This is a genomic window from Maledivibacter halophilus, from assembly GCF_900167445.1.
Classification (GTDB): Bacteria; Bacillota; Clostridia; order Peptostreptococcales; family Caminicellaceae; genus Maledivibacter; species Maledivibacter halophilus.
Map to the genome: position 1 here is coordinate 411,704 of NZ_FUZT01000004.1, position 21,319 is coordinate 433,022.

A 21,319-nucleotide genomic window follows, 5' to 3' on the forward strand; every position below is an offset into this window, starting at 1 on the left:
CCCCTTCAAAAAATCCCCTTCAGCAATCCCAAAATTTTTTTTAGCACAAATTGTATAGCATAAGTTTTTTTATGCCTATTTATAGGTTTTTGATTGTGGATAAGGCTATTTTTCATCAGTTCTTCCTGCTAAATAGTCTAAGCTTGTTCCATAAAAATCTGCAAGTTTGCATAATGTTTCTACAGATATGGTAATTTCACCCCGTTCATATCTTGAATAAGTTCTTTGATCAATATTTAAATAATTTGCTAATTGAACTTGTTTTAAATCATTATCTTCTCTCATGTTGCGTATACGTTTAAAAATCATAAAATCACCCCAAGAAAATTATATATTAGGCGTATTAGTAGTATTGACATATAGGCTTAATACGCCTATGGTATTTATAAAGAGGGAGATTTAATACAAAAAAGTCATAAAAAAATACAAGATGATTATATGTTTGAGATAAAAGAAATACTTGATAAAATAACTTATAAAGGAATTGAGGACGACAATTTTGAAGAATTAAGACTAGTTTTAAATAGAATATATTACGAATATGGAAATGTAGATGAGGTAGTAAAAATAAGTCAGGAGCTTGACAAGTATATTTCAATTAAACAAAAGAAGAGTTCTAAAATATAATTTCTATGTAAACAATTTAAATTGTTTTTCTAATTATATTACCCAAGCCCCAATGAATATATATATATGAGGAAATTGTATAATACATGTGAAGAATTTTAAAATATAAAATGTAGTAGAGAGAGTTAGAAGGTTTATCTCCATATTGTATTTTAAAATTAATAACGGTAATTATGCAAGTTTCTCAGATATATTAAAATAAGGAGTTGAAAACAATATGGGCAAGAAGGGTAATATAAGAAGAGTATATCCTGGAGGAAATACATACAAGGGCTTCTACTCATACTATGACTATATTTTAGACCAGAAAAGTGCAAATAGAATCATGGTTATAAAAGGAGGCCCAGGAGTAGGGAAATCTCACTTTATGAAAAAGTTAGGAGAAGCAATGCTGGAAAAGGGATTTGATGTAGAATATCACCACTGTTCTTCTGATAATAATTCTGTTGATGGTGTAGTATTTCATAAACTAGGAGTAGCCCTTGTAGACGGAACAGCACCCCATGTAATAGATCCCAAAAACCCCGGAGCTGTTGATGAGATAATACACCCATTATGGATATTAGTCATAAGCATGTGTCTAAAAGGGGGAATATGAGTAATAGCAGGTATTTCGTGGAGTATGAGGTGGAGATATTTTTTTGTGGATAGGTGGGACAAGAGTATCAGGTGGACTTGGATTTTTTGGAAAAGCAATATAAAAATATTGAAGAAAAAGCATATTTTTTTAAAATGAATAAATGTATAGTTTTACAAATAATTGAAGGAAATTAAGAAATCATATAGAAGCAAAAACTATGTCAATAATAATTGATATAGGGGGATAAACATGGAAAATGCTATTTTAGATGGTAAAGTCATTAATGTATTTAAATTACTGGAAAATAGAGATTATAGTAAAATAAAGAAAAATATACTTATGTTAAGAGAAGCAAGTAAAAATCATAGATTGAGATGTACTGATTGTGGAAATGTAGTACATTTTAGATTTAGTGAAGATATAACTGAGCATTTCTATCATTCAAAAGGAAGTAATAAAGATTGTCCATATAGTGAGTATAGTAAAGGTTTGACTGCTAATCAAAGAAAAGCAAAAAAAGTATTATTTAAACAACTTGAAAAAATATTTCCTGAATCAATTTCTAGCACTTATACTGAAAAAGTTATTAAAAATGTTGGTCGTGCTGACTTTTATTTTGAATTTAATAGTGGAGAAAAATTGGCTATAGATTATGTGAGGAAAATAAATTCTATTAATTTTAATAAGAAAAACCAAGCTTATAAGGATGCTGGTATAAATAATGTTTGGTTTTTAAATACTAAAGATTTCTACAATAAGATTTATACGAATCAAGAAGAAATGGAATTGAATAAAAGAATTGTATTAAATGAGTCTATAAATAAAGTAATAAGTTTTTTGGATGTTGATACTAAAGTAATTACTTTACTTAAAGATTTTCAATTTAATTATAAAGGTCATAAAATAGAAGATATTTTTGAAATAAATTATAATATCAATGATTTTATATTATCATCTAGTGGTAGATTTGAAGTCGATTTTTTTGATAAATATCATGTATGGAAAGAACATAATAAAAAAGAATTTATTGAAGGAATTAAAATTCAAGAAGAACTCGAAAGAGAACGTGAAAAAAGAAAAAAGGAATATGAAGAAATATTAAATAAACAAAATGAAGAAAAATTGGAACTTATTTCTGAAATAATGGCTCGAAGAGATATTGTAAATAAAAAAGATAATAAGAGTTCTATAATAAAAAAAGAGAAGAAATATCAAAAAAATACACATAGAAAAATTAGTCATAATGAAGCAAATATTATATTAAGAAAAATTGGTACAAAGCATATTACAAAAGATGAAGCTGAATCCTTATATTTCTATATTGTAGAAAATATAAATTGTTTACATGATCTTGATATAAATTTAAATGAATTAAAAATAAAGGCATCAAGTTCACTTGGAAAGATTAATAATACAAGTATAAGAAAATGGCTAGTAGAAATAAAATACATAAAATAACATAAAAAAGTAAATATGTTCTATGTTTTAATAGTTTGTGAGTGATGTAGAAAACAATGGAATGATATAGATGTATTCAATTCATGAGTTGAATTTTATTTTGAGATATAAAAATGGCAGTTGCTAAATTAGTAGCTGCCATTTTTATATTTGTATAACGTAAAATACCTGCTGTGACATGCTCCATTTGTGGTATACAATTAAAATAATATACTGTTCTTTATAAAGGGAGCATATTCATAAGAGGAGAGGTTTAAATTCGACAAAACTAGTCAAAGGAATTTTACAAAATTTGCGTAATTAAAATAGTTGTGAGGTAAAAGTTGTGAACAGATAATAAGGTGACAGTAAATACACTATCAATTACTGTTAAGAAACTAGCAACTCATTATCTTTATTATTACAGATATTTTTATAGGAACGGAGATTTAGTATGTATGACTTTAGTGAACGTATAAATTTACAGAATATGAAAAATAGTAGTTTGTTAAGAAATGGAAGTGGTGAAGAATACATTAAAAAATATTTGCTAGATTTATATGGAAGAGTTTTACAACTGTGTTATAAATATAATAAAACAATTGAAGCAATTAGGATTCAACAAGAATATTTTGGAGAGTATGTAATTTTACCTAAAATTGAATATTCTGACAAAGGAATTCAATTGGAAAAGAAAATACTAAGTAAATTACCCATCAACAAAAACTATGAATTAGATAGGAAAGAAGATAAAATTGCAGTAACAAATTTTCTTTTGCAAGAATATAAACAAATGTTGAATAAGGAGTTGTTAAACTCTAGCAAAGAAAATTTACTTATGTTATTTTATTCTATATCAAGTATGATTAGTTATATATCTATGGGTAGCGCATATCTTTTTAAGCACAAGGCACCTGATGCTGAAGAAAAAGATATAAATATCCAAAACATGATAATTGATACAATCGGATTAATACATAGTGAAGCTGAGTTAGAGATAGGTAGCATACTGGGTGTAGAAAAGAAAAGTTGTGAATATCTTATTGGTTTGATTTTAAATGAAGATTTAGATTATCCTGAAGAAGAAAGAGTGACAATAAATATAGATAATATTTTTTTGTTTACTGATAAAATAATATATACTTTAGTAATAAAGAAAAGTATAAACAATTTATCGCATTATGGGGTCAAGTTTAGAATAAATGAGAATAATTTATGCTTTGATGATGATTTTAAAGATAAGCTGAAACTATATTCAGAAACTATTTATAATTCATCAGTTGATATAAATAGTTCAGAAGCTAATGCTATATTCTTACAATTTGAGAAAAAAGAGGGATATTCAATCAAAATATTAGAAGACTATATAAAAAAAATAGAAGGTAAATATCTTAATATACAACATATAAGTAATATTGTTGAAGATAAACTCCTATATTATGATATGCATATAGCTACGGGAGCCAATGTCGAAAATATCAAAAAAATAATACAAGCCATTTCTTTAAGAAAGCCAGAAGGGAGCTTGGAAGATGCTATCTTATCAACTGATAATAGAGTTTTTAGGGCTCCGATTATAAAAGTTGATAATTATTTTATTGTTTCTTACTATATGCTAGTTGAGGCATCACATTATCTAAGATATAGGATTTTAAGAAAAGAACTTTCAAATGATGGTAATTTAAAAAAGCAGATAAAGAAATTATATGATGAAAAAGAACTTAAGGATTTAAAAGAGCTCATTATGAAATATGGTGTACCAGGGGATGTAAGCTTTGAACTTGAGAGCAAAAAAGAACTTAAATCTTTATTTAAAGAAAAGGGTATTACTAAAGAACTGGATTTTTACTTTGTTTATAATAAAACTTTATATACAATGGAGTATAAAAATCAAGATATAGATAGAAATATATTTGAGATCAGTAAATCTTATAGCAGAAACAAGTCAAATATTAATAAACATTTAAGATTAGTAGATATAATTAGAAAAAATAAGTCATTATTTGAGAAGGTTCTAGCGATAGAATTCACCAATATTAAATCATTTTTAGTATTTAAGTATAAGAATTCCTTCTCAGATTTTTACAGAGGAAATGACATATTTTCTTGTAGCTATAATGAATTTTATGATTGGTGTAAGGAATTAATATGTTATGATAAGTAAAGCCAAATTTTAAAATTGTAATAGGACAAGCGTATTTTCTTTAATTCGTTCAACCTTAAGTTTTCAGCAGTATCTAGTGATTGTATTGTTATTGTATATGGCAGGTAAAATGAAGTTTTTCTAATAATAATATGCACTCCACTACAACACGAACAGTCAACTGAAAACATGGATGATATATTTAAATTACTAATTGACAATTAGACTGAAAACATACAAATAATAATTGATATGACAAGTACTAATCATAAAGAAATAGACGAAGACACTAGCAAACTTATAGAAATAATAGAATTAGAAATAACCCATGATTGACTCTATTCTTACACTTTTGGGATGAAATATATTTGATATGGAGGAAATTATTATTATGGAAAAATTTATAGTAATAATGAGTGAAAAAAGCACTTTTGGTTGGATATTATTAATAGCATTATTCATATCTATGCTAAATTTAATATTTAATAAACCGATAAAAATATTCATATACAATAAAAAATGTAGAGCGTACTTTGACACAAAAAGAAAATTCAAGAAAAAAGATGAGATTTATTGTTTTATAAGGGAATACTTTTGCAATAAGAAAAATCATAAAGTTGACCATAGATTATATTTGAATGAGAACTTAAATTCTAATTTATCTTTTGATTATTTAGGAACAGTGACTTTTTTATTAACTACTTTAGTAGTGATAACAACAAGTGATACTCTAAAGGTAAATAATATTCTACCTATCTTATATGTGATAGTAAATTTATTTCTAATAACTTTAATGATAAAAATAGGTTTTGAAGTATATAAAATGCATGAAAAAAATTTTTATAGATCAAGCCTACAGATTTTAGATGAAGTAGAGAAATCAAAAGATTATATTTGTGGTATGTATATGATAAATTACTTATTGTATGATTCATCAAAGATTAAAAATAAATAAGAAATTATCTAATTAGTTATAATAAATAATTTGGAATTATTTATTATTATATTATCCAATCCCATATGAATATATATATACTTAAAATGAGGAGTTAAAAGAATTATGGACAAAACGGGAAATGTTAGAAAAGTATATTTTGGAGGTAACACATACAAAGGTTCTATTCATTCTATGATGCTATCTTTGACCAAGAAAGTGCAAAAAGAATTATGGGTATAAAAGGGCGACTAGAAGTAGGAGAATCAATGGTTGATGAGAGGTTTAACGTACAGTATAATCATTGTTCTTATGATAATAATTCTATTTGTAGTATTTTATGAAGTTGTATTAGCACTTATTGATGGCACATAACACCATGTAGTAAATCCCAAAATCTCTCCATTTTATTTTACCATTCACAGATGTGACTGGCAATTAGAAATACCGATATTTTGGCAAATAGGAATGAAAAGTTTTTCCAATTTAAAACTAAATTTGGCGTATCGAACTATTGACATGGGGGGGATGATAGGCTTTATAATGCCAAGCTCTTTATTTTCAACGGGCTTTATAATCATACCCGCAGAGACTCAATGGCAATAGCAAACTTCATTACTGGAAAGAGTTCAGGAAAATTATTTGCCAGAATTTCTCCAAATTTGATTGCCGGTAACAGCAATACATCTCTTCACTGAGTGCAAAGCATCACCTGCGAAGAAAGGTTCATAGGATTCAGCTAAGAGACATGGATAATTCAAACCATTATACATAATAAATTTTACTATTGAGGTGACAAGTGAAATCAATTGAGACTTTTATAATGAGGTATTATTATAAAAAAATAAATGAGCCCATTAAATATGAGAATAGAGAATTTAAAGAAAATGTATACAAATATATTGAAGATTATTTAGTTATGAAAAAATTATCTAGTGATTATCAAGTATTTTTTTCAGAGAGTGAAAGTAGAGAATGGAGTGAGAAAAAGTCTTACATATGGGATGATATTATTGATCTACTAATTCGTAACGCCTTATTCTATGGGAATTGCACTTCAAAATTCACTGAGAAAATTGTAAGCACTATTAGATTTTATTGTGGAAATATTTATAGTTCTATAAATTCATTTTTAAGAGAAGATGGACAATTATTTAAAGAAAGAGATTATTATTACCATCAAATGATTTCTCATATTGAAAACTTTGATTATATTTTCGCAAGAAAAAGTATAAGTGAAAACATGATAACTTTTAGATGGATGAGCAAGAGTGGATTTGAAAATGCAGTTGGCTGTAAGCTAAAAGAAGTTGAACCAGGACTTGTTTATAAAGATAAAGCATATTTGAGTACAAGTAAAAATTTGTATTATGACCATTATAATAAAACAACTTATGATGAGTCGGATGGGGTTGTGTTATTAATATTGAAAGTTAAGAATGGAATTAGAGCAATTGATGTTTCACTAGTTGCAATAAGGTATGATGAAGCTGAAATATTGATTGACAAAGGAACTAAAATTAAAATTATAGAATCTGTTGTAATTAAAAGTAATAATGCTATATTTGTAGGAGAGTTAATACAGTAAATTTACTATGTATAACAAAACATTAGCATATGGGTGTGAGCACTGGAGGCTAGGTAACAGCAAGTCGATAAGGGTTGGCAAAAAGAAGGTAGAATTATATTGATTACTCTTGTCTATTAGATGAGATAATAGGTGAAAAAAGGAAATGAAAACGACCAATCCCTTTATCTTCAAGAAAGAGTTAAGATTGAAATTATGAAAAGTTTAAGTTTATCGTTGGAGAAAACATAAAAGGGCTAGAGTAGTGATGAATAAATAGCTACACCTTCTCCCCATCCCCAAAAACAAAATAACCCTCAAATCGACCACCAAGAGCTTCAGCAATCTGCTGAAGTTCTTTTTCTGAAAAATTATCCCTATTTAATTTATTGGTTAAATTCTGTCTAGAAGTACCAATGGCAATCGCTAAATCAGTGATTGTCATTTTTTTACGTCTAAGAACAATACGAATTTTTTCACCCATTGTTAAAGTCATAAATATCACACCTTCAAAAAGTCTTTATACAGATAATATACACTAAAATCTAGACTAGAGCAACAAATATACTTCTAAAGAAACTTAATAGTTTACAATATTATTGACATAAGATATAATAAAATATACAAAGACACTAAAAAGTTTACAAAAAAGAATGGAGGGAAATTTAATGTCAAGTAAAGTAATAGCAATAGCCAATCAAAAGGGAGGGGTAGGTAAGACTACCACAACAATGAATCTAGGCTATGCATTGGCAGAGCAGGGTAAAAAGGTTCTATTAATTGATTTTGACCCACAGAGCAACTTAGCAATGTGTATGGGAGTTGACCGACCAGAAGAATTAGATACCACAATCTATCATCTTATGATGGGAGTTATTGAGGAAAAAGAGCTGCCTTCTAAGGAAGATTACATTATATCAAATGGAAAATTAGATTTCATACCCTGTAGCATTGAGCTGTCAGCAGTTGAGGTCAATTTAGTCAATGCAATGAGCAGGGAATTAACCTTAAAATCAATTATCCAGGAGGTTAAGGAATCATATGATTACATCATTATCGACTGTATGCCTTCACTAGGAATGCTAACCATTAATGCTCTAGTAGCTTGTGATACCGTACTAATAACTGCTACTCCCCAGTATTTATCAGCTAAAGGATTAGAGCTTCTTTTAAAGACAATTATCAAAGTAAAAAGAAGAATCAATCCTAATATTGAAATTGACGGTATTCTCATCACTATGTTTACCCAAAGAACAATTCTTTCTAAGGAAATAGTAAAGCTAATTGATGAAGCCTATGGAAAACAGATCAGAGTATTTAATAGTAAAATCCCTGCTTCTGTCAAGGTAGGAGAATCTAATTTAAGAAATAAAAGCATTATTGAATATAAAAGGAAAAATAAAGTAGCTCAAGCATATATAGACTTTGGAAGGGAGTACATAAGCTATGAGTAAAAAGAAACTACAGAGCTTTGAGGATATGTTTGGTAAAGAAATGCTGGAAGCAGATGAAAAAGAAGAAACAGCAGGAGTTATTGAACTGGATATAGATATATTAGTGCCATTTAAAGCTCATCCATTTAAGCTATACGAAGGTCAAAGACTAGATGATATGGTTGAAAGCATTAAGGAATTAGGTATCATTATCCCCATCATAGTAAGACCAACAGACGATGGGAAATATGAAATTTTAAGTGGTCATAATCGTGTAAATGCAGGAAAAATAGCAGGACTTGAAAAAATTCCCACTGTTATTAAGGAAGATTTAACAGATGATGAAGCATTCTTAATTGTAACAGAAACCAATTTAATACAGCGTTCCTTTACAGATTTAACCCATTCAGAAAGAGCTTCTGTTATAGCATCAAGACACGAGGCTATGAAAAGTCAAGGAGTAAGAAGTGATTTGTTTAATGAAATTGAACGGCTATCAAAGACTGATGAAATAAAGGATTTTGGAACTTCTGCCCCAATGGGGCGGAGGTTGGAAGCAAGAGAAAAGGTAGGGAAAGAATATAATCTATCCAAAAACTCCATAGCAAGATATTTAAGAATATCAAAATTAATAAAGCCATTTCAAAGCTGCATAGATGAAGGTAAAATACCTATTCGTGGAGGAGTGGATTTATCATATTTACAAGAGGAAGAACAGCAGCTAGTTTACTCTGTGTTTGCAGAAATAAAGGGTGCAAAAATAGATATGAAAAAGGCAGAGCTTATTCGTTCAGCTTCTAAAAACAAGGAACTGACAAGGAAAATAGCTGCTGGTATTATCCAAGGAAAAATAAAGAAGAAGAAAAAAGGAAGACCATCCCACTTTAAATTGAAGAATAAAATAGTAGATAAATTTTTTACTCCTAAGCATAAATCAAAAGAGATAGAAGAAGTTATAGAAAAGGCATTAGCTCTATATTTCAGCCAGCAAGAAGAAAATAATAGTGACGATATGAAGGGGGAATTAATTGGTGAATAAAATCAAGGAGTACGAAGCAATATGTAAATCCCTAATAAATTTATTAGATATTGATGAAAAATCGAATTTAAAAATAACCCAATACATTAATAATTATGGTGTCGTTAACTTCTTTAAAAACACCGAGCTTATGGAATTACCTGAAGATGCTCATAAAAAGCTTCAAGCTATACAGGATGTACTATTCTATATAGAAAATGTAGATTCAAGACATGGGGGTGAGGATTTTGAAAACCAATAGACCCTACACAGAAAGCTTCTTGAAGGGATTAAAAACTCTAACTGGAGTATCCTATAGAAAATTAGAGTCGTATGCAAAGGAAAATAACCCCCTTAATATATTAGAGCATCCCAAAACATTAGGAATTAACGAAAAGCAGCTAAATAAAATAGGACTTCTCAAAGAAATTATCTCTTCATACAATCTACTCAAAAATCATGAACGTGAAGATAAAATAAAATTTACCACACCAAATGAAGTAGCAAATTATTTCGTACCTTTATTAAGCAGTATAAAGGATAAAGAAAGATTTATGGCAGCATTTTTAGACAATGGCAACAACATAATAGAAGCTCAAATAGTATCAGAGGGTACAGTATCTCAAACAGTAGTTTACCCAAGGGAAGTATTAAAGAAAGCTTTAGCATGTGATTGCAGCTTCATTATTTTAGCCCACAATCATCCAGGCGGCACATTAAAACCATCAAAGGAAGATATAGCATTAACCCAAAGACTTGTTGATATATTTAAGCCCCTTGATATAAGAATACTAGATCACATTATTGTTGCAGGAATAGAATTTACATCCCTGCAGGAAAAGAGCTTAATGCCACAAGGTTGTAAGGAAAAAGCGAATTATGAGCCAATTAATATAGGAGAAAACTCTTCAAAAGAAAATATTGAAAGCTATATGCCGCAAGAAATTAATAAAGAAGAGGAGTGGGAAATGGAAATATAGAGGAGGCAATAAATGAGTAGAAGACTAATACAGGTAAAGGAAATCTATGATAATATAACCTCCAAGATAATTAGAAATAGGGATGAATGGAAGAATTTTTTAACCTTTGCTTCAAGGATATACAAATACAGCTTTGACAATGTAGTTCTAATATATGCCCAAAGACCTGATGCAACAATGGTTGCTAATATGAGGCTTTGGAACAGAAAAATAGGTAGATATGTTAATAAAGGAACTAGAAGCATTGCAGTATTTGATACAACTAAGCCTGAATTAAAATTAGAATATTTATTTGACATTAAAGATACTAATGGACCAAAGCATACAACACCTACTGTTTGGAAGCTCAATAATAAAATAGAATCCCTTTTAGTAGACAGACTTAATAAAAAATACAGTATAAACTATAATGATCTAGAAACCCAAATAGAAAAGCTAACAAAGCAAATAGTAGAAGAATCCTTAGAAGATCATATGATAGATTTTAAATATGACCTAGAGAATACTTGGCTTGAAGGATTACCAAAGGATAGTGTCGAGCTATTTTTTAAAGAGACCATATCGGAAAGTGTTGAATATATGGTAGCAAGCAGATGTGGTATAGATACATCGGTAATGGATGATGAGAATGATAGCTTTACAGTAGTTACCCATTTCAATAGCAAGGAATTAATATTTAGACTAGGAAATGCAGCTTGCAGTATATCTCAAGATATATTAAGGGATATAGAAAGGGAAGTTAAAAGCATAATAAAAGAGCAAAGGAGAATGAAAAATGATGAAAGAAGAAAGCAAAATGACCTACAAAGACATAGACGGAATACTTTATCCAGAGATACAAATATCAAGTCAAAAGGAAGCAGACGAGAAGCCCCTAGGAAAATACGGAAGGATGGCACTAAAATACATGAGGGAAAACCATACGAGCAGATACAGCTATCTTTTATCGGAGGGGCAGCTAATGCCGCTGATACACAAGGTAGACAAGGAAGCCAAGGAGAGACTGGAGAGAATAATGAAGCAGCTGCTGGAAAAAGACCCAATACCAAATCCAATGAACACAATGGAATCGGCAAAACACAGAATGATGATAAAAACCATGGCAGAAGAGATAATCCAAGGAGAGATAATTTACAAAAAGAGATAGTGGATATAAGAAATGAGAAGGAGTTGCTAAAAGGCAGCTCCTTTTCTTTGGAGCAAAACCAAGAATCAAATAGAAAAGAATCATCGATTACTCAAAAAATCAATTACCAATATAACCCTAATGATGAAATAGGTATCGGTGGCTCTAAAACAAAATGCAGAAGCAATCTTGAAGCCATAAAAGCATTAAAGGCTATTGAAGGAGAAAATAGACTGGCTACTGAGAAGGAGCAATCTATATTAGCTAGATATACAGGCTGGGGTGGTCTTCCTAGGGCTTTTGATAAAAATGCAGTAGGCTGGAATAGAGAATACAAAGAGCTTAAAGAATTATTAACTACTGATGAATATGAAAGTGCCAGAGCATCAACAGCAAATGCCCACTATACATCCCATATTATTATTGAAAATATATACAAAGCCATAGAAAGCTTTGGATTTAAAGCTGGAAATATCCTAGAGCCTAGTATGGGCGTTGGATATTTCTTTTCTATGCTACCCGATAGTATGAAGAACTCAAAATTATATGGTGTAGAGCTTGATGATATATCTGCAAGAATATCAAAACAGCTGTATCAGAAAGCCAATATAAAATCCTGCGGCTTTGAAGAGACAGATTTTCAAGATAATTTCTTTGATATAGCAATAGGAAATGTACCCTTTGGAGATTACAAGCTATTTGATCCAAAATACAATAAGCACAACTTTCTAATCCACGACTATTTTATAGCCAAAACAATAGATAAGGTAAGACCAAATGGAATAATAGCCTTTGTAACAAGTAAAGGAACAATGGATAAAAAGGATAGCTCTGCTAGAAAGTACATAGCCAAGAGAGCTGATTTAATAGGAGCCATAAGACTTCCTAATACAGCATTTAGACAAATAGCAGGAACAGATGTAACAGCCGACATATTATTTTTACAAAAAAGAGAGAAAATGTCGGTAATTGAAGCTGATTGGATAAATGTATCGGAAAATGATACTGGAATACCTGTTAATCAGTATTTCCTAGGAAATCCCGAGATGATATTAGGTGAAATGATATTTGACCAGAGAATGTTTGGAGAGAACAGTAAATATACAGCCTGTGTCAATAATAACCCTGATTTTAATTTATCAGATGAACTAGAAAGAGCTGTATCAAGCTTAAGTGCAGCCATAGGCACATATGAAAGAGAAATAGAAATAGCAAAGGATGAAATATCTGCTGATCCTAGTGTTAAAAACTATACCTTTACCTTTGTAGATGGAGATTTATATTATCGTGAAAATGCCATAATGAAAAAATATAATGCAAAGGGAAAAGTCCTAGAGCGAATAAAGGGGCTTCACCAGATTAGAGAAATAACTAGGGATATTATCAATATCCAACTAAAAGGCTGTACTAAGCATGAATTAGAATCAAAACAATATCAGCTAAATAAAGCATATGACAAATTTGCTTCAAAATACGGACATATTTCTTCAAAGGCCAATAGTAGGGCTTTTAGTGATGACAATGACTATCCACTATTATGCTCCTTGGAGGTAGAAGATAAAGATAAAAACATTATTAAGGCTGATATGTTTTCAAAGCAAACAATCAGACCAAAGGAAGTTATTACATCAGTAGATACAGCAGTAGAAGCTTTAACTGTATCCCTTAACGAACGTGGAAGGGTAGATATAGATTTTATGACAAAGCTTTATGAATCTACACCTGAAAATCTAACACAGGAGCTAAAGGGATTGATTTTCTTGAATCCTGAAAAATATAATGAGGACAATATAGTCTATGGATGGGAAACCGCCGATGAATATCTATCAGGTAATGTAAGACAAAAGCTGAAGCTGGCAAGGATTTATGCCAAGACCGATGAAAGATTTAATATCAATGTCAAGCATTTAGAAGAAGTACAGCCTAAAGACCTTGATGCCAGTGAAATAGATGTTAAATTAGGAGCAACATGGATTGAAACGAAGGATATAGAAAGGTTTATATACGAGCTTTTGGGAACACCAACGTATTATCACAATACAAGCTCTAGCTACGGCGGCAATAATGAAATAAAGGTTCATTACAACAAATATAATGGAAGCTTTGGTATTTCTAATAAAGGACATGATGGTAGTTCAGTAGCAGCAACAAAAACCTTCGGTACAAGCAGGATGAATGCCTACTACATCATTGAAGATACCCTTAATCTCAAATCCGTTGTAGTGAGAGATAAGATAGAGGAAGATGGTAAGGAGAAATACGTAGTCAATAAAAAAGAAACTATGTTGGCTAGAGAAAAGCAAAACATCATCAAAGAAGAATTTAAAAGCTGGATATTCAAGGACCCAGAGAGAAGAAAAAAATATGTAGACTACTATAATGAAAATTTTAATAATATTAGACTTAGAGAATATGATGGAAGCCATCTGACATTCCCTGGAATGAATCCCGATATAAAACTAAGGCCCCATCAAGTTAATGCAGTTGCCAGAGTATTGTACGGTGGAAACACATTATTAGCCCATGTAGTAGGTGCAGGGAAAAGCTTTGAAATGATAGCTAGTGCCATGGAGCTTAGAAGGCTGGGCTTATCAAAGAAAAATGTTTTTGTTGTACCAAATCATCTTACAGAGCAAATGGGAAGTGAATTTCTAAGGCTATATCCCAGTGCCAACATCTTAGTAGCTACTAAGAAGGATTTTCAAAAGAAAAATAGACAAAGATTTGTAAGCAAAATAGCAACTGGAGATTATGACTGCGTAATAATTGGTCACAGCTCCTTTGAGAAAATACCTATTTCTAAGGAAAGACAGGAGAGAATGTTAAAGGATCAAATCCATCAAATTACCTTTGCCATCGAAGATACCAAAAGGCAAAATGGAGAAAGATGGTCAATAAAGCAAATGGAACGATTTAAAAAGAGCCTTGAAACGGAACTAAAGAAGCTAACAGATACTCAAAAGGATGATGTAATCAATTTTGAAGAATTAGGAATAGATTGCATGTTTGTAGATGAAGCCCATGCCTATAAAAACTGTGCAGTGTTTTCAAAGATGAGAAATGTATCGGGTATATCAAATGCTAGAGCTAAAAAAGCTACAGATATGCTTATGAAATGTCAATACATTCAAGAGATAAACGAAGGTAGAGGAGTTATATTTGCTACAGGAACACCTATATCAAATTCTATGACAGAAATGTTTGTCATGATGAGATACCTTCAAAATCATGAATTAAAGAAAAGAGGAATACACATCTTTGATAGCTGGGCTGCTATGTTTGGTGAAGTAGTTACATCCCTAGAACTAGCACCAGAGGGCAGTGGCTATCGTCTAAAAAGTAGATTTGCAAAATTCAATAACCTGCCTGAATTAATGAGTATGTTTAAAAAGGTGGCTGATATTCAAACAGCAGATATGTTAAATCTACCAGTCCCTAAACTAAAGGACAATAAATATCACCTTGTGGCTGCTGAGCCATCAGCCTTTACAAAGGAAGTAATGCTAGAGTTTGCTGAAAGAGCCGAAGCTATAAGAAATGGACAAGTAGAGCCAAGTATAGATAATATGCTCAAAATCACCAATGAAGCAAGACTTTTAGGAACAGACCAAAGATTACTTGATAAAGAAGCTGAGGATGAACCAGATTCCAAGGTTAATATATGCATCCAAAATATCTACGACAGATACCATGAAACCAATAAGATGAAGGGAACACAGATAGTGTTCTGTGATGTAGGAACGCCAAATAATGATGGACGTTTTTCTATTTATGATGATATTAAAAATAAGCTTATAAATAAAGGAATACCTGAAAAAGAGATTTGCTTTATACATGATGCTAAAACAGAGGTTCAAAGAGAAAAAGTGTTCTCTGAAATGAGAAGTGGAGAAAGAAGAATAATCATAGGAAGTACTTCTAAAATGGGGACTGGAACAAATATTCAAGACAGACTAACAGCTCTGCATCATATAGATACAGCATGGAGACCTTCAGATATTGAACAAAGAGAAGGAAGAATCCTAAGACAGGGTAATATGAACGATGAAGTCTATATCTACAGGTATGTAACCAAGGGTACATTTGACTCTTATATGTGGGGACTTGTAGAAAACAAGCAGAAATTCATATCTCAAATAATGACTTCAAAATCAGTATCAAGGAGCTGTGAGGATGTGGATGAAGCAGTGCTATCCTTTGCAGAAGTAAAAGCTCTTGCAACAGGGAATCCACTGATAAAGGAAAAGATGGATATTGATAATGAGGTTAGAAGATTAAAGATTTTAAAATCAGCCTATGATAGTCAAAGGTATTCACTTCAAGATGACTTCACAATAAGATATCCTAAACTGATTGCAAATCTAGAACAGAAAATAGAATGTATTATCAAGGATATTGAAAAAAGGGATATGAATAGTAGTGATGATTTTTCAATTAATATAGGTGGGAAAGTCTTTGAAGAAAGGCAGGATGCAGGAACAATGTTAGAGAGCTTTTATCCTAAAGCACAAAAGGATAATTCAGAAATTAATGTTGGCAGCTATAAAGGCTTTGAAGTACTTCTAAAGGGAAGCTATTTTACTGATTTACCAAAGCTTATAATACATGGCAGCCTAAAGTATTCCATAGAGCTTGGAAGCAGCCCTCATGGAAATATGACTAGGATTGAAAATGCACTAAACTCTTTAGAAGATAAAATATCATCCTATGAAGCTAAGCTTGAGGAATATAAAAAAAACATGGACCAATCTAAAATTGAATACCATAAGCCCTTTCAATATAAACAGGAGCTTAAAGATAAGATTAAAAGACAGTTTGAGCTAAATGTCCAGCTTGATATTGACAAAGGAAAACAAGGTGAAACGCTGGATGATGAGAACAATATTGAAGACAATGAGCCTATTGAAATTAAGCCTAATGAGCTGTGTAAAGCTGAAGAGCTTGAAGTATAGGGGGAAGAAAAATGACTGTAAGGAAATTAAGGTTTACAGATGAACAAATAGAAGCTGCAAACAGTGTTAATATACTGGATTATGCAAGAAATTCAGGATATTCCCTTAAACAAGTATCAAGAAACTCCTTTAAGATACCAAAGTATGGTGGACTCTATATTGACTCCAATGGTCACAAGTGGTATTGGTTTACAAGGGATAAAGGTGGTGGAGCAATTCAATTTGTAATGGAAATGGAGGGAAAAACTTGGGTAGAAGCAGTTAAAAGGCTATTGGGATTATCTAATAATATAGAAGTATTTACACCAAAGCATAAGGCTACAAAAGAAGAAAAGGGTGAAATGATTTTACCAGAAAAAAATAATACCTACAAGCATGTAATAGCTTATTTAATTGAAACAAGAAGAATCGATAAGAGCTTAGTCTATGATCTAATAAATCAAAAGAAGATATATGAAAATAAATATAAAAGCTGTGTATTCATAGGTTATGACAAAGAAGGAATACCTAGATATGCATCCTTTAGAAGCACTAATACAAAAGGGAAAGCTTACAGAGGAGATGTTAAAAACTCTGATAAAAGCTTTCCCTTTTGTGTTGAAGGAAATAGCGATACAGTAAATGTATTTGAAAGTCCCATTGACCTTATGAGCTATTTAAGCTTTTTAAGGATATATGACATTACAGATTTTAATAACCACTGTATATCCCTGGGGTGTATATCAGATACAGCATTGGAAAGATATTTAGAAGATAATCCTAATATCAAAAAAATAATACTTTGTCTTGATAATGATGAGGCTGGAAGCTTTGGATCAGAGAAGATAAAGGAGAAATACGAGGATAAATATACAATAAGTCGTCATGTTCCAAAAGGGAAAGATTTTAATGAGGATTTAGTGGAATTAGTAAGAAATATAGAAATTTCACAACAAAACAATAAGGATATTGAAGAAAGAAATGAAGTTCAAGAGCTTATAATCTGAAGGAGAGTGAATAGATGAATTTCTTAGACGATAAGAACATGGAAAATTTTAAAAGCATACTCATGGAGGACAATACTAATCCAAAGGACGTAGAAAGGCAGTCTTTATTTTATATTATTGCAGGAAATGAGGATTTATATAGTAAGAGAAAACATATCTATGACTTTGCAGAAAGAGCTATAAATCCAGAATGCTTAGAGAGTAGCGAAGTAGATTTTTCTTCTAGTTCAAGGGCGTTAATAAGGCTTGGATACAACTTATATAACAGCTACAGCGATAAATATACTACTCCTATTGATATTTTGTATGGTCTTGATAGTGATAATTATGTGTTGGCATTAAATTCGTTGGACATAAGATTTGGGGTAGAACGTGAAATGGAAATTTGCTCTATTGATGAAGGAAAAGAGAATGAAGACTATTGTATAGGGGGGTGATAAGGTTTTTTGTCTGTATAAAGGGAATGATTATGTATTATAAATCTGAAGGACTTTATAAATTATTACTTTAAATACTAGTCCAAAAACTAATATTGAATATCTTCTTTTTTGTATAATAAGTAAATCTAACTAACACCAGTGGAGACCTATTTCGAAGTATTATCTTTCTATTCAACAAAACCACCTAAATATCGACAAGAATAGTCAAAGGAATTTCACGAAATTTGCATAATATATATAGTTGTAGATGAATTAGAAGAAATGTAACAGAATATCTTTATTGACATTATATAGACTTATTATATATATGAAGAGTTATAATTAAGTACTATAAAACTCAAATATAAAAATATATAGAATCAAGGACTACATGAGTTAAAGAGGAGAATATTCAATGAGACTAAGTATAGGTGATAATGATTTTTTGGATTCCTTTGAACATTTGTGGGAAAAAGATATTGATGAAAATGGGACAAGTAAATTAAATTTATTCATACTCAATATCAATGCAAATAGTTTTGACTACTCATGCTTAGTAAGAAATTTACGCGATCCTATGATTGATTATTCAGTTTCTAGAAAAATTAAAGAAATGTATAAACAAAGACCAGGAACGTTAGCGCATGAAGCACAGAAAAAATTTAAAGAGTATATTAATAACACAGGTGAACTTGGAGAGCTATTATTATATTGTTTTTTAGAAACACATTTAAATGCACCTAAAATATTATCTAAACTTGAATTGAAAACTTCTACTAGCATGTATGTGCATGGAGCTGACGGCATTCATATGTTAAAATTAAAAAATGGAAATTATCAATTGCTCTTTGGTGAATCTAAGACCATTGCTGATTTGACAAATGCATTTCGTGATGCTTTTACTTCAATACATGATTTTAAAAATGAAATAAATAAGGAAGGTCAAGAGAAGAGTGGAATTAATTATGAGAAAAGTTTAGTATATGCTAACCTTGATAAAGAAGCATTTTCTGAAGAAGAGAAAGAGTTTTTAAAAAAAATAATATATCCTAGCAGAGAACGTGATTTTGAAGTAGATGATGCTTTTGGGATTTTTGTAGGATATGAAATTGAACTTACTGAACATGATAAAAAGTTGCCTAATAGCGAGTTTAGAGCAAAAGTTAAAGAAAAAGTAAGTGAAGATGTCATAAATAGAATTAGCTATATCAATAGAAAAATTGATGAATTTAAATTGTATGGACATAGTTTTTATATTTACGTTATACCCTTTACTGAGCTGGATAATAATAGAAAATCTATCATAAAGGAGATTACATAATGGGGCTTTTGAAAGAATTATCAGAGAATGTTTTAACTGATGAATATTTTATAGAATTATTCAAAAAAATTGAACGGATTAATTTTTATAAGTTTTTTGATATAAGTTCTAATAATGTTCTTACAGAGAAGGAATTCTTTGATCTAATGAGATACGCAGAGATTCTTTCTTATTCAGATAAGCCAAAAGAAAAAAATTTTTCTTATAAGATTATTAGTTTATTGTTTTCTGATTATAAGCAAAATGAGTATTTTGTAAGTTATGCAAATGCTATATTGGTTAGATTGGGAAATTTTCCAGCACTTGAATTAGTTCTAAAAAATAATAAGAATGTAATTTTATCTAATGAAATTGCATTGGAAAGAATTGTTAAAAAAACTTTTCAGAAAGACCCTTATAGTAAATTTGTATTTACTGATCCGCAATTTAATATTTATGAAGCTCTAAAAAATAATAATCATTATAGTTTTTCTGGTCCTACTTCTCTTGGTAAATCATTTATTATGGAGGCATTCATAAAGTATTTAATCCATGAGCATAACTATAATGAAAACATCGTTATATTAGTACCTACAAGAGCCTTAATTAATCAAGTAACAAATAGAATGAAAAGGGAGTTAAAAGATGTGAACCAGTATAAGGTATTATCACATCCTGTTATACCTAAATTACATTCAAATGATAAACAAAGATATATTTTTGTGTTTACACCTGAACGGTTAATAACATATTTGTCTAATGGAGATAACCCTAAGATAGATTACATGTTTATTGATGAAGCACATAAAATGGTATCTAAAAAAGATTCACGTGGCCCTTTATTTTATCATGCAATATTACAAGCAGAAAGAAAAAGTGTAAAATTATTTTTTTCTTCTCCAAATGTACCGAATGCAGAAGTATTTTTGCAACTATTTGAAAAAAGTATAGAAGAAACAATGTCAGTTAAAGAATCCCCAGTTGCTCAAAACAGATACTTTTTAGACTTATACAATGACAAATTGACACTTTTTTCTGATTTTAACGAAGACATGGAAATTCCTATAATAAGAAATGAGGAGGATACCAGAAAAGATTTTAATTTATGGTTAGATAAGCTTGGTAAAAACAACAAAAATATAGTATATTGTAATTCCACAAAAGATACTATAAATTATGCAATAAATTTTTCTAATATCTTACCTGACAAGAAGCATGAAAAAATAGATGAGTTAATCGATTTAATAAAAGAGCATATACATAGAGATTATTACTTGATAGATTGCTTAAAAAAGGGAGTGGCATATCATTTTGGTAGATTGCCTCAAAGGGTAAGAGAAAAAATAGAGCAATTATTTAGTGATAGGATTATAGATTACATATTTTGTACATCAACCTTATTGGAGGGGGTAAATTTACCTGCTAAGAATATATTTATTTTAAACAATGCAATTGGATTATCGAAATTTGAAGATATAGATTTTTGGAACTTGGCGGGAAGAGCAGGTAGATTAACTAAAGAATTATCTGGTAATATAATATGTACAAAGATTATAGATAAGAGAAACACATGGAATAATTTAGAAAAGGATTTAAAAGTTGTTAAGAATAAAAATGTAGAGAAAATAAAACCTCTAGTAATAAAGGGGCAAAAAAATTTTTTTGAAAATATTGGACGTTCGTTAGAAAATAAAAATTTTACTAAGAAAAAGCCTTCTAGTGGAGAAGTTGATATATGGAATCATTATGCTAATATTGCACTTATTCATGAAATAAGGAACGATCAGTCGGTATTAAAATCAAATTTTATCAATAGG

General features: G+C 30.2%; 18 protein-coding genes. 16 read left to right on the forward strand and 2 right to left on the reverse strand.

Annotation, left to right across the window (positions count from 1 at the left end):
• Positions 1-105: 105 nt before the first annotated feature.
• Positions 106-309, reverse strand: coding sequence for a helix-turn-helix domain-containing protein (locus tag B5X81_RS10115; protein WP_079491433.1), 204 nt, complete (start codon positions 307-309; stop codon positions 106-108).
• Between the two features lie 129 nt (positions 310-438).
• Between B5X81_RS10115 and B5X81_RS10120 the strand changes: the two genes are divergently transcribed.
• The 7 genes from B5X81_RS10120 to B5X81_RS10145 all read left to right on the forward strand — a co-directional run bounded on the left by B5X81_RS10120 (position 439) and on the right by B5X81_RS10145 (position 7,309).
• Entirely contained in the window at positions 439-627 is a 189-nt protein-coding gene (locus B5X81_RS10120) for an aspartyl-phosphate phosphatase Spo0E family protein (protein ID WP_079491435.1), read from the forward strand.
• 217 nt (positions 628-844) lie between these two features.
• Positions 845-1,225 carry a P-loop domain-containing protein gene (locus tag B5X81_RS10125; protein WP_330397365.1) on the forward strand — a complete coding sequence of 127 codons (381 nt, stop codon included), beginning with the start codon at positions 845-847 and terminating at the stop codon, positions 1,223-1,225.
• Positions 1,226-1,278: 53 nt separating this feature from the next.
• Positions 1,279-1,401 carry a hypothetical protein gene (locus B5X81_RS28405; RefSeq protein ID WP_280175262.1) on the forward strand — a complete coding sequence of 41 codons (123 nt, stop codon included), beginning with the start codon at positions 1,279-1,281 and terminating at the stop codon, positions 1,399-1,401.
• Between the two features lie 55 nt (positions 1,402-1,456).
• Positions 1,457-2,665 (forward strand): competence protein CoiA family protein, encoded by a 1,209-nt coding sequence (locus B5X81_RS10130; protein ID WP_079491436.1) that lies wholly within the window; start codon positions 1,457-1,459, stop codon positions 2,663-2,665.
• 433 nt (positions 2,666-3,098) lie between these two features.
• A complete protein-coding gene (locus B5X81_RS10135) occupies positions 3,099-4,808 on the forward strand; it encodes a hypothetical protein (RefSeq protein ID WP_079491438.1) in 1,710 nt (569 codons plus the stop codon).
• Between the two features lie 370 nt (positions 4,809-5,178).
• Positions 5,179-5,742, forward strand: a complete 564-nt coding sequence (locus B5X81_RS10140) for a hypothetical protein (protein WP_079491439.1) — start codon at positions 5,179-5,181, stop codon at positions 5,740-5,742.
• Positions 5,743-6,520: 778 nt separating this feature from the next.
• Entirely contained in the window at positions 6,521-7,309 is a 789-nt protein-coding gene (locus tag B5X81_RS10145) for an ADP-ribosyltransferase (protein ID WP_079491441.1), read from the forward strand.
• Positions 7,310-7,568: 259 nt separating this feature from the next.
• Here B5X81_RS10145 and B5X81_RS10150 read toward each other — a convergent pair whose 3' ends face one another.
• Positions 7,569-7,784, reverse strand: a complete 216-nt coding sequence (locus B5X81_RS10150; protein WP_079491442.1) for a helix-turn-helix transcriptional regulator — start codon at positions 7,782-7,784, stop codon at positions 7,569-7,571.
• A gap of 172 nt (positions 7,785-7,956) precedes the next feature.
• Here B5X81_RS10150 and B5X81_RS10155 point away from each other — a divergent pair, with 172 nt between their 5' ends.
• The 9 genes from B5X81_RS10155 to B5X81_RS10195 form a co-directional block, all read left to right on the forward strand.
• Positions 7,957-8,742 (forward strand): ParA family protein, encoded by a 786-nt coding sequence (locus tag B5X81_RS10155; RefSeq protein WP_244282052.1) that lies wholly within the window; start codon positions 7,957-7,959, stop codon positions 8,740-8,742.
• Positions 8,735-9,760 (forward strand): ParB/RepB/Spo0J family partition protein, encoded by a 1,026-nt coding sequence (locus B5X81_RS10160; RefSeq protein ID WP_079491445.1) that lies wholly within the window; start codon positions 8,735-8,737, stop codon positions 9,758-9,760. Before B5X81_RS10155 ends, B5X81_RS10160 begins: the two co-directional genes overlap by 8 nt.
• Positions 9,753-10,001, forward strand: coding sequence for a hypothetical protein (locus B5X81_RS10165; RefSeq protein ID WP_079491447.1), 249 nt, complete (start codon positions 9,753-9,755; stop codon positions 9,999-10,001). Before B5X81_RS10160 ends, B5X81_RS10165 begins: the two co-directional genes overlap by 8 nt.
• Positions 9,988-10,719, forward strand: coding sequence for a JAB domain-containing protein (locus B5X81_RS10170; protein WP_079491449.1), 732 nt, complete (start codon positions 9,988-9,990; stop codon positions 10,717-10,719). The genes B5X81_RS10165 and B5X81_RS10170 overlap by 14 nt, the downstream gene beginning before the upstream one ends.
• A gap of 12 nt (positions 10,720-10,731) precedes the next feature.
• Entirely contained in the window at positions 10,732-16,797 is a 6,066-nt protein-coding gene (locus tag B5X81_RS10175; protein ID WP_079491451.1) for a helicase-related protein, read from the forward strand.
• Positions 16,798-16,808: 11 nt separating this feature from the next.
• A complete protein-coding gene (locus tag B5X81_RS10180; protein WP_079491453.1) occupies positions 16,809-17,783 on the forward strand; it encodes a DUF3991 and toprim domain-containing protein in 975 nt (324 codons plus the stop codon).
• Positions 17,784-17,797: 14 nt separating this feature from the next.
• Positions 17,798-18,220: a DUF6075 family protein gene (locus B5X81_RS10185; protein WP_079491455.1), complete on the forward strand. Its 423-nt coding sequence runs from the start codon at positions 17,798-17,800 to the stop codon at positions 18,218-18,220.
• 397 nt (positions 18,221-18,617) lie between these two features.
• A complete protein-coding gene (locus B5X81_RS10190) occupies positions 18,618-19,523 on the forward strand; it encodes a HamA C-terminal domain-containing protein (protein ID WP_079491457.1) in 906 nt (301 codons plus the stop codon).
• A partial coding sequence (locus B5X81_RS10195; protein WP_079491459.1) for a DEAD/DEAH box helicase occupies positions 19,523-21,319 on the forward strand: 1,797 nt, incomplete at its 3' end. The genes B5X81_RS10190 and B5X81_RS10195, both read left to right, overlap by 1 nt.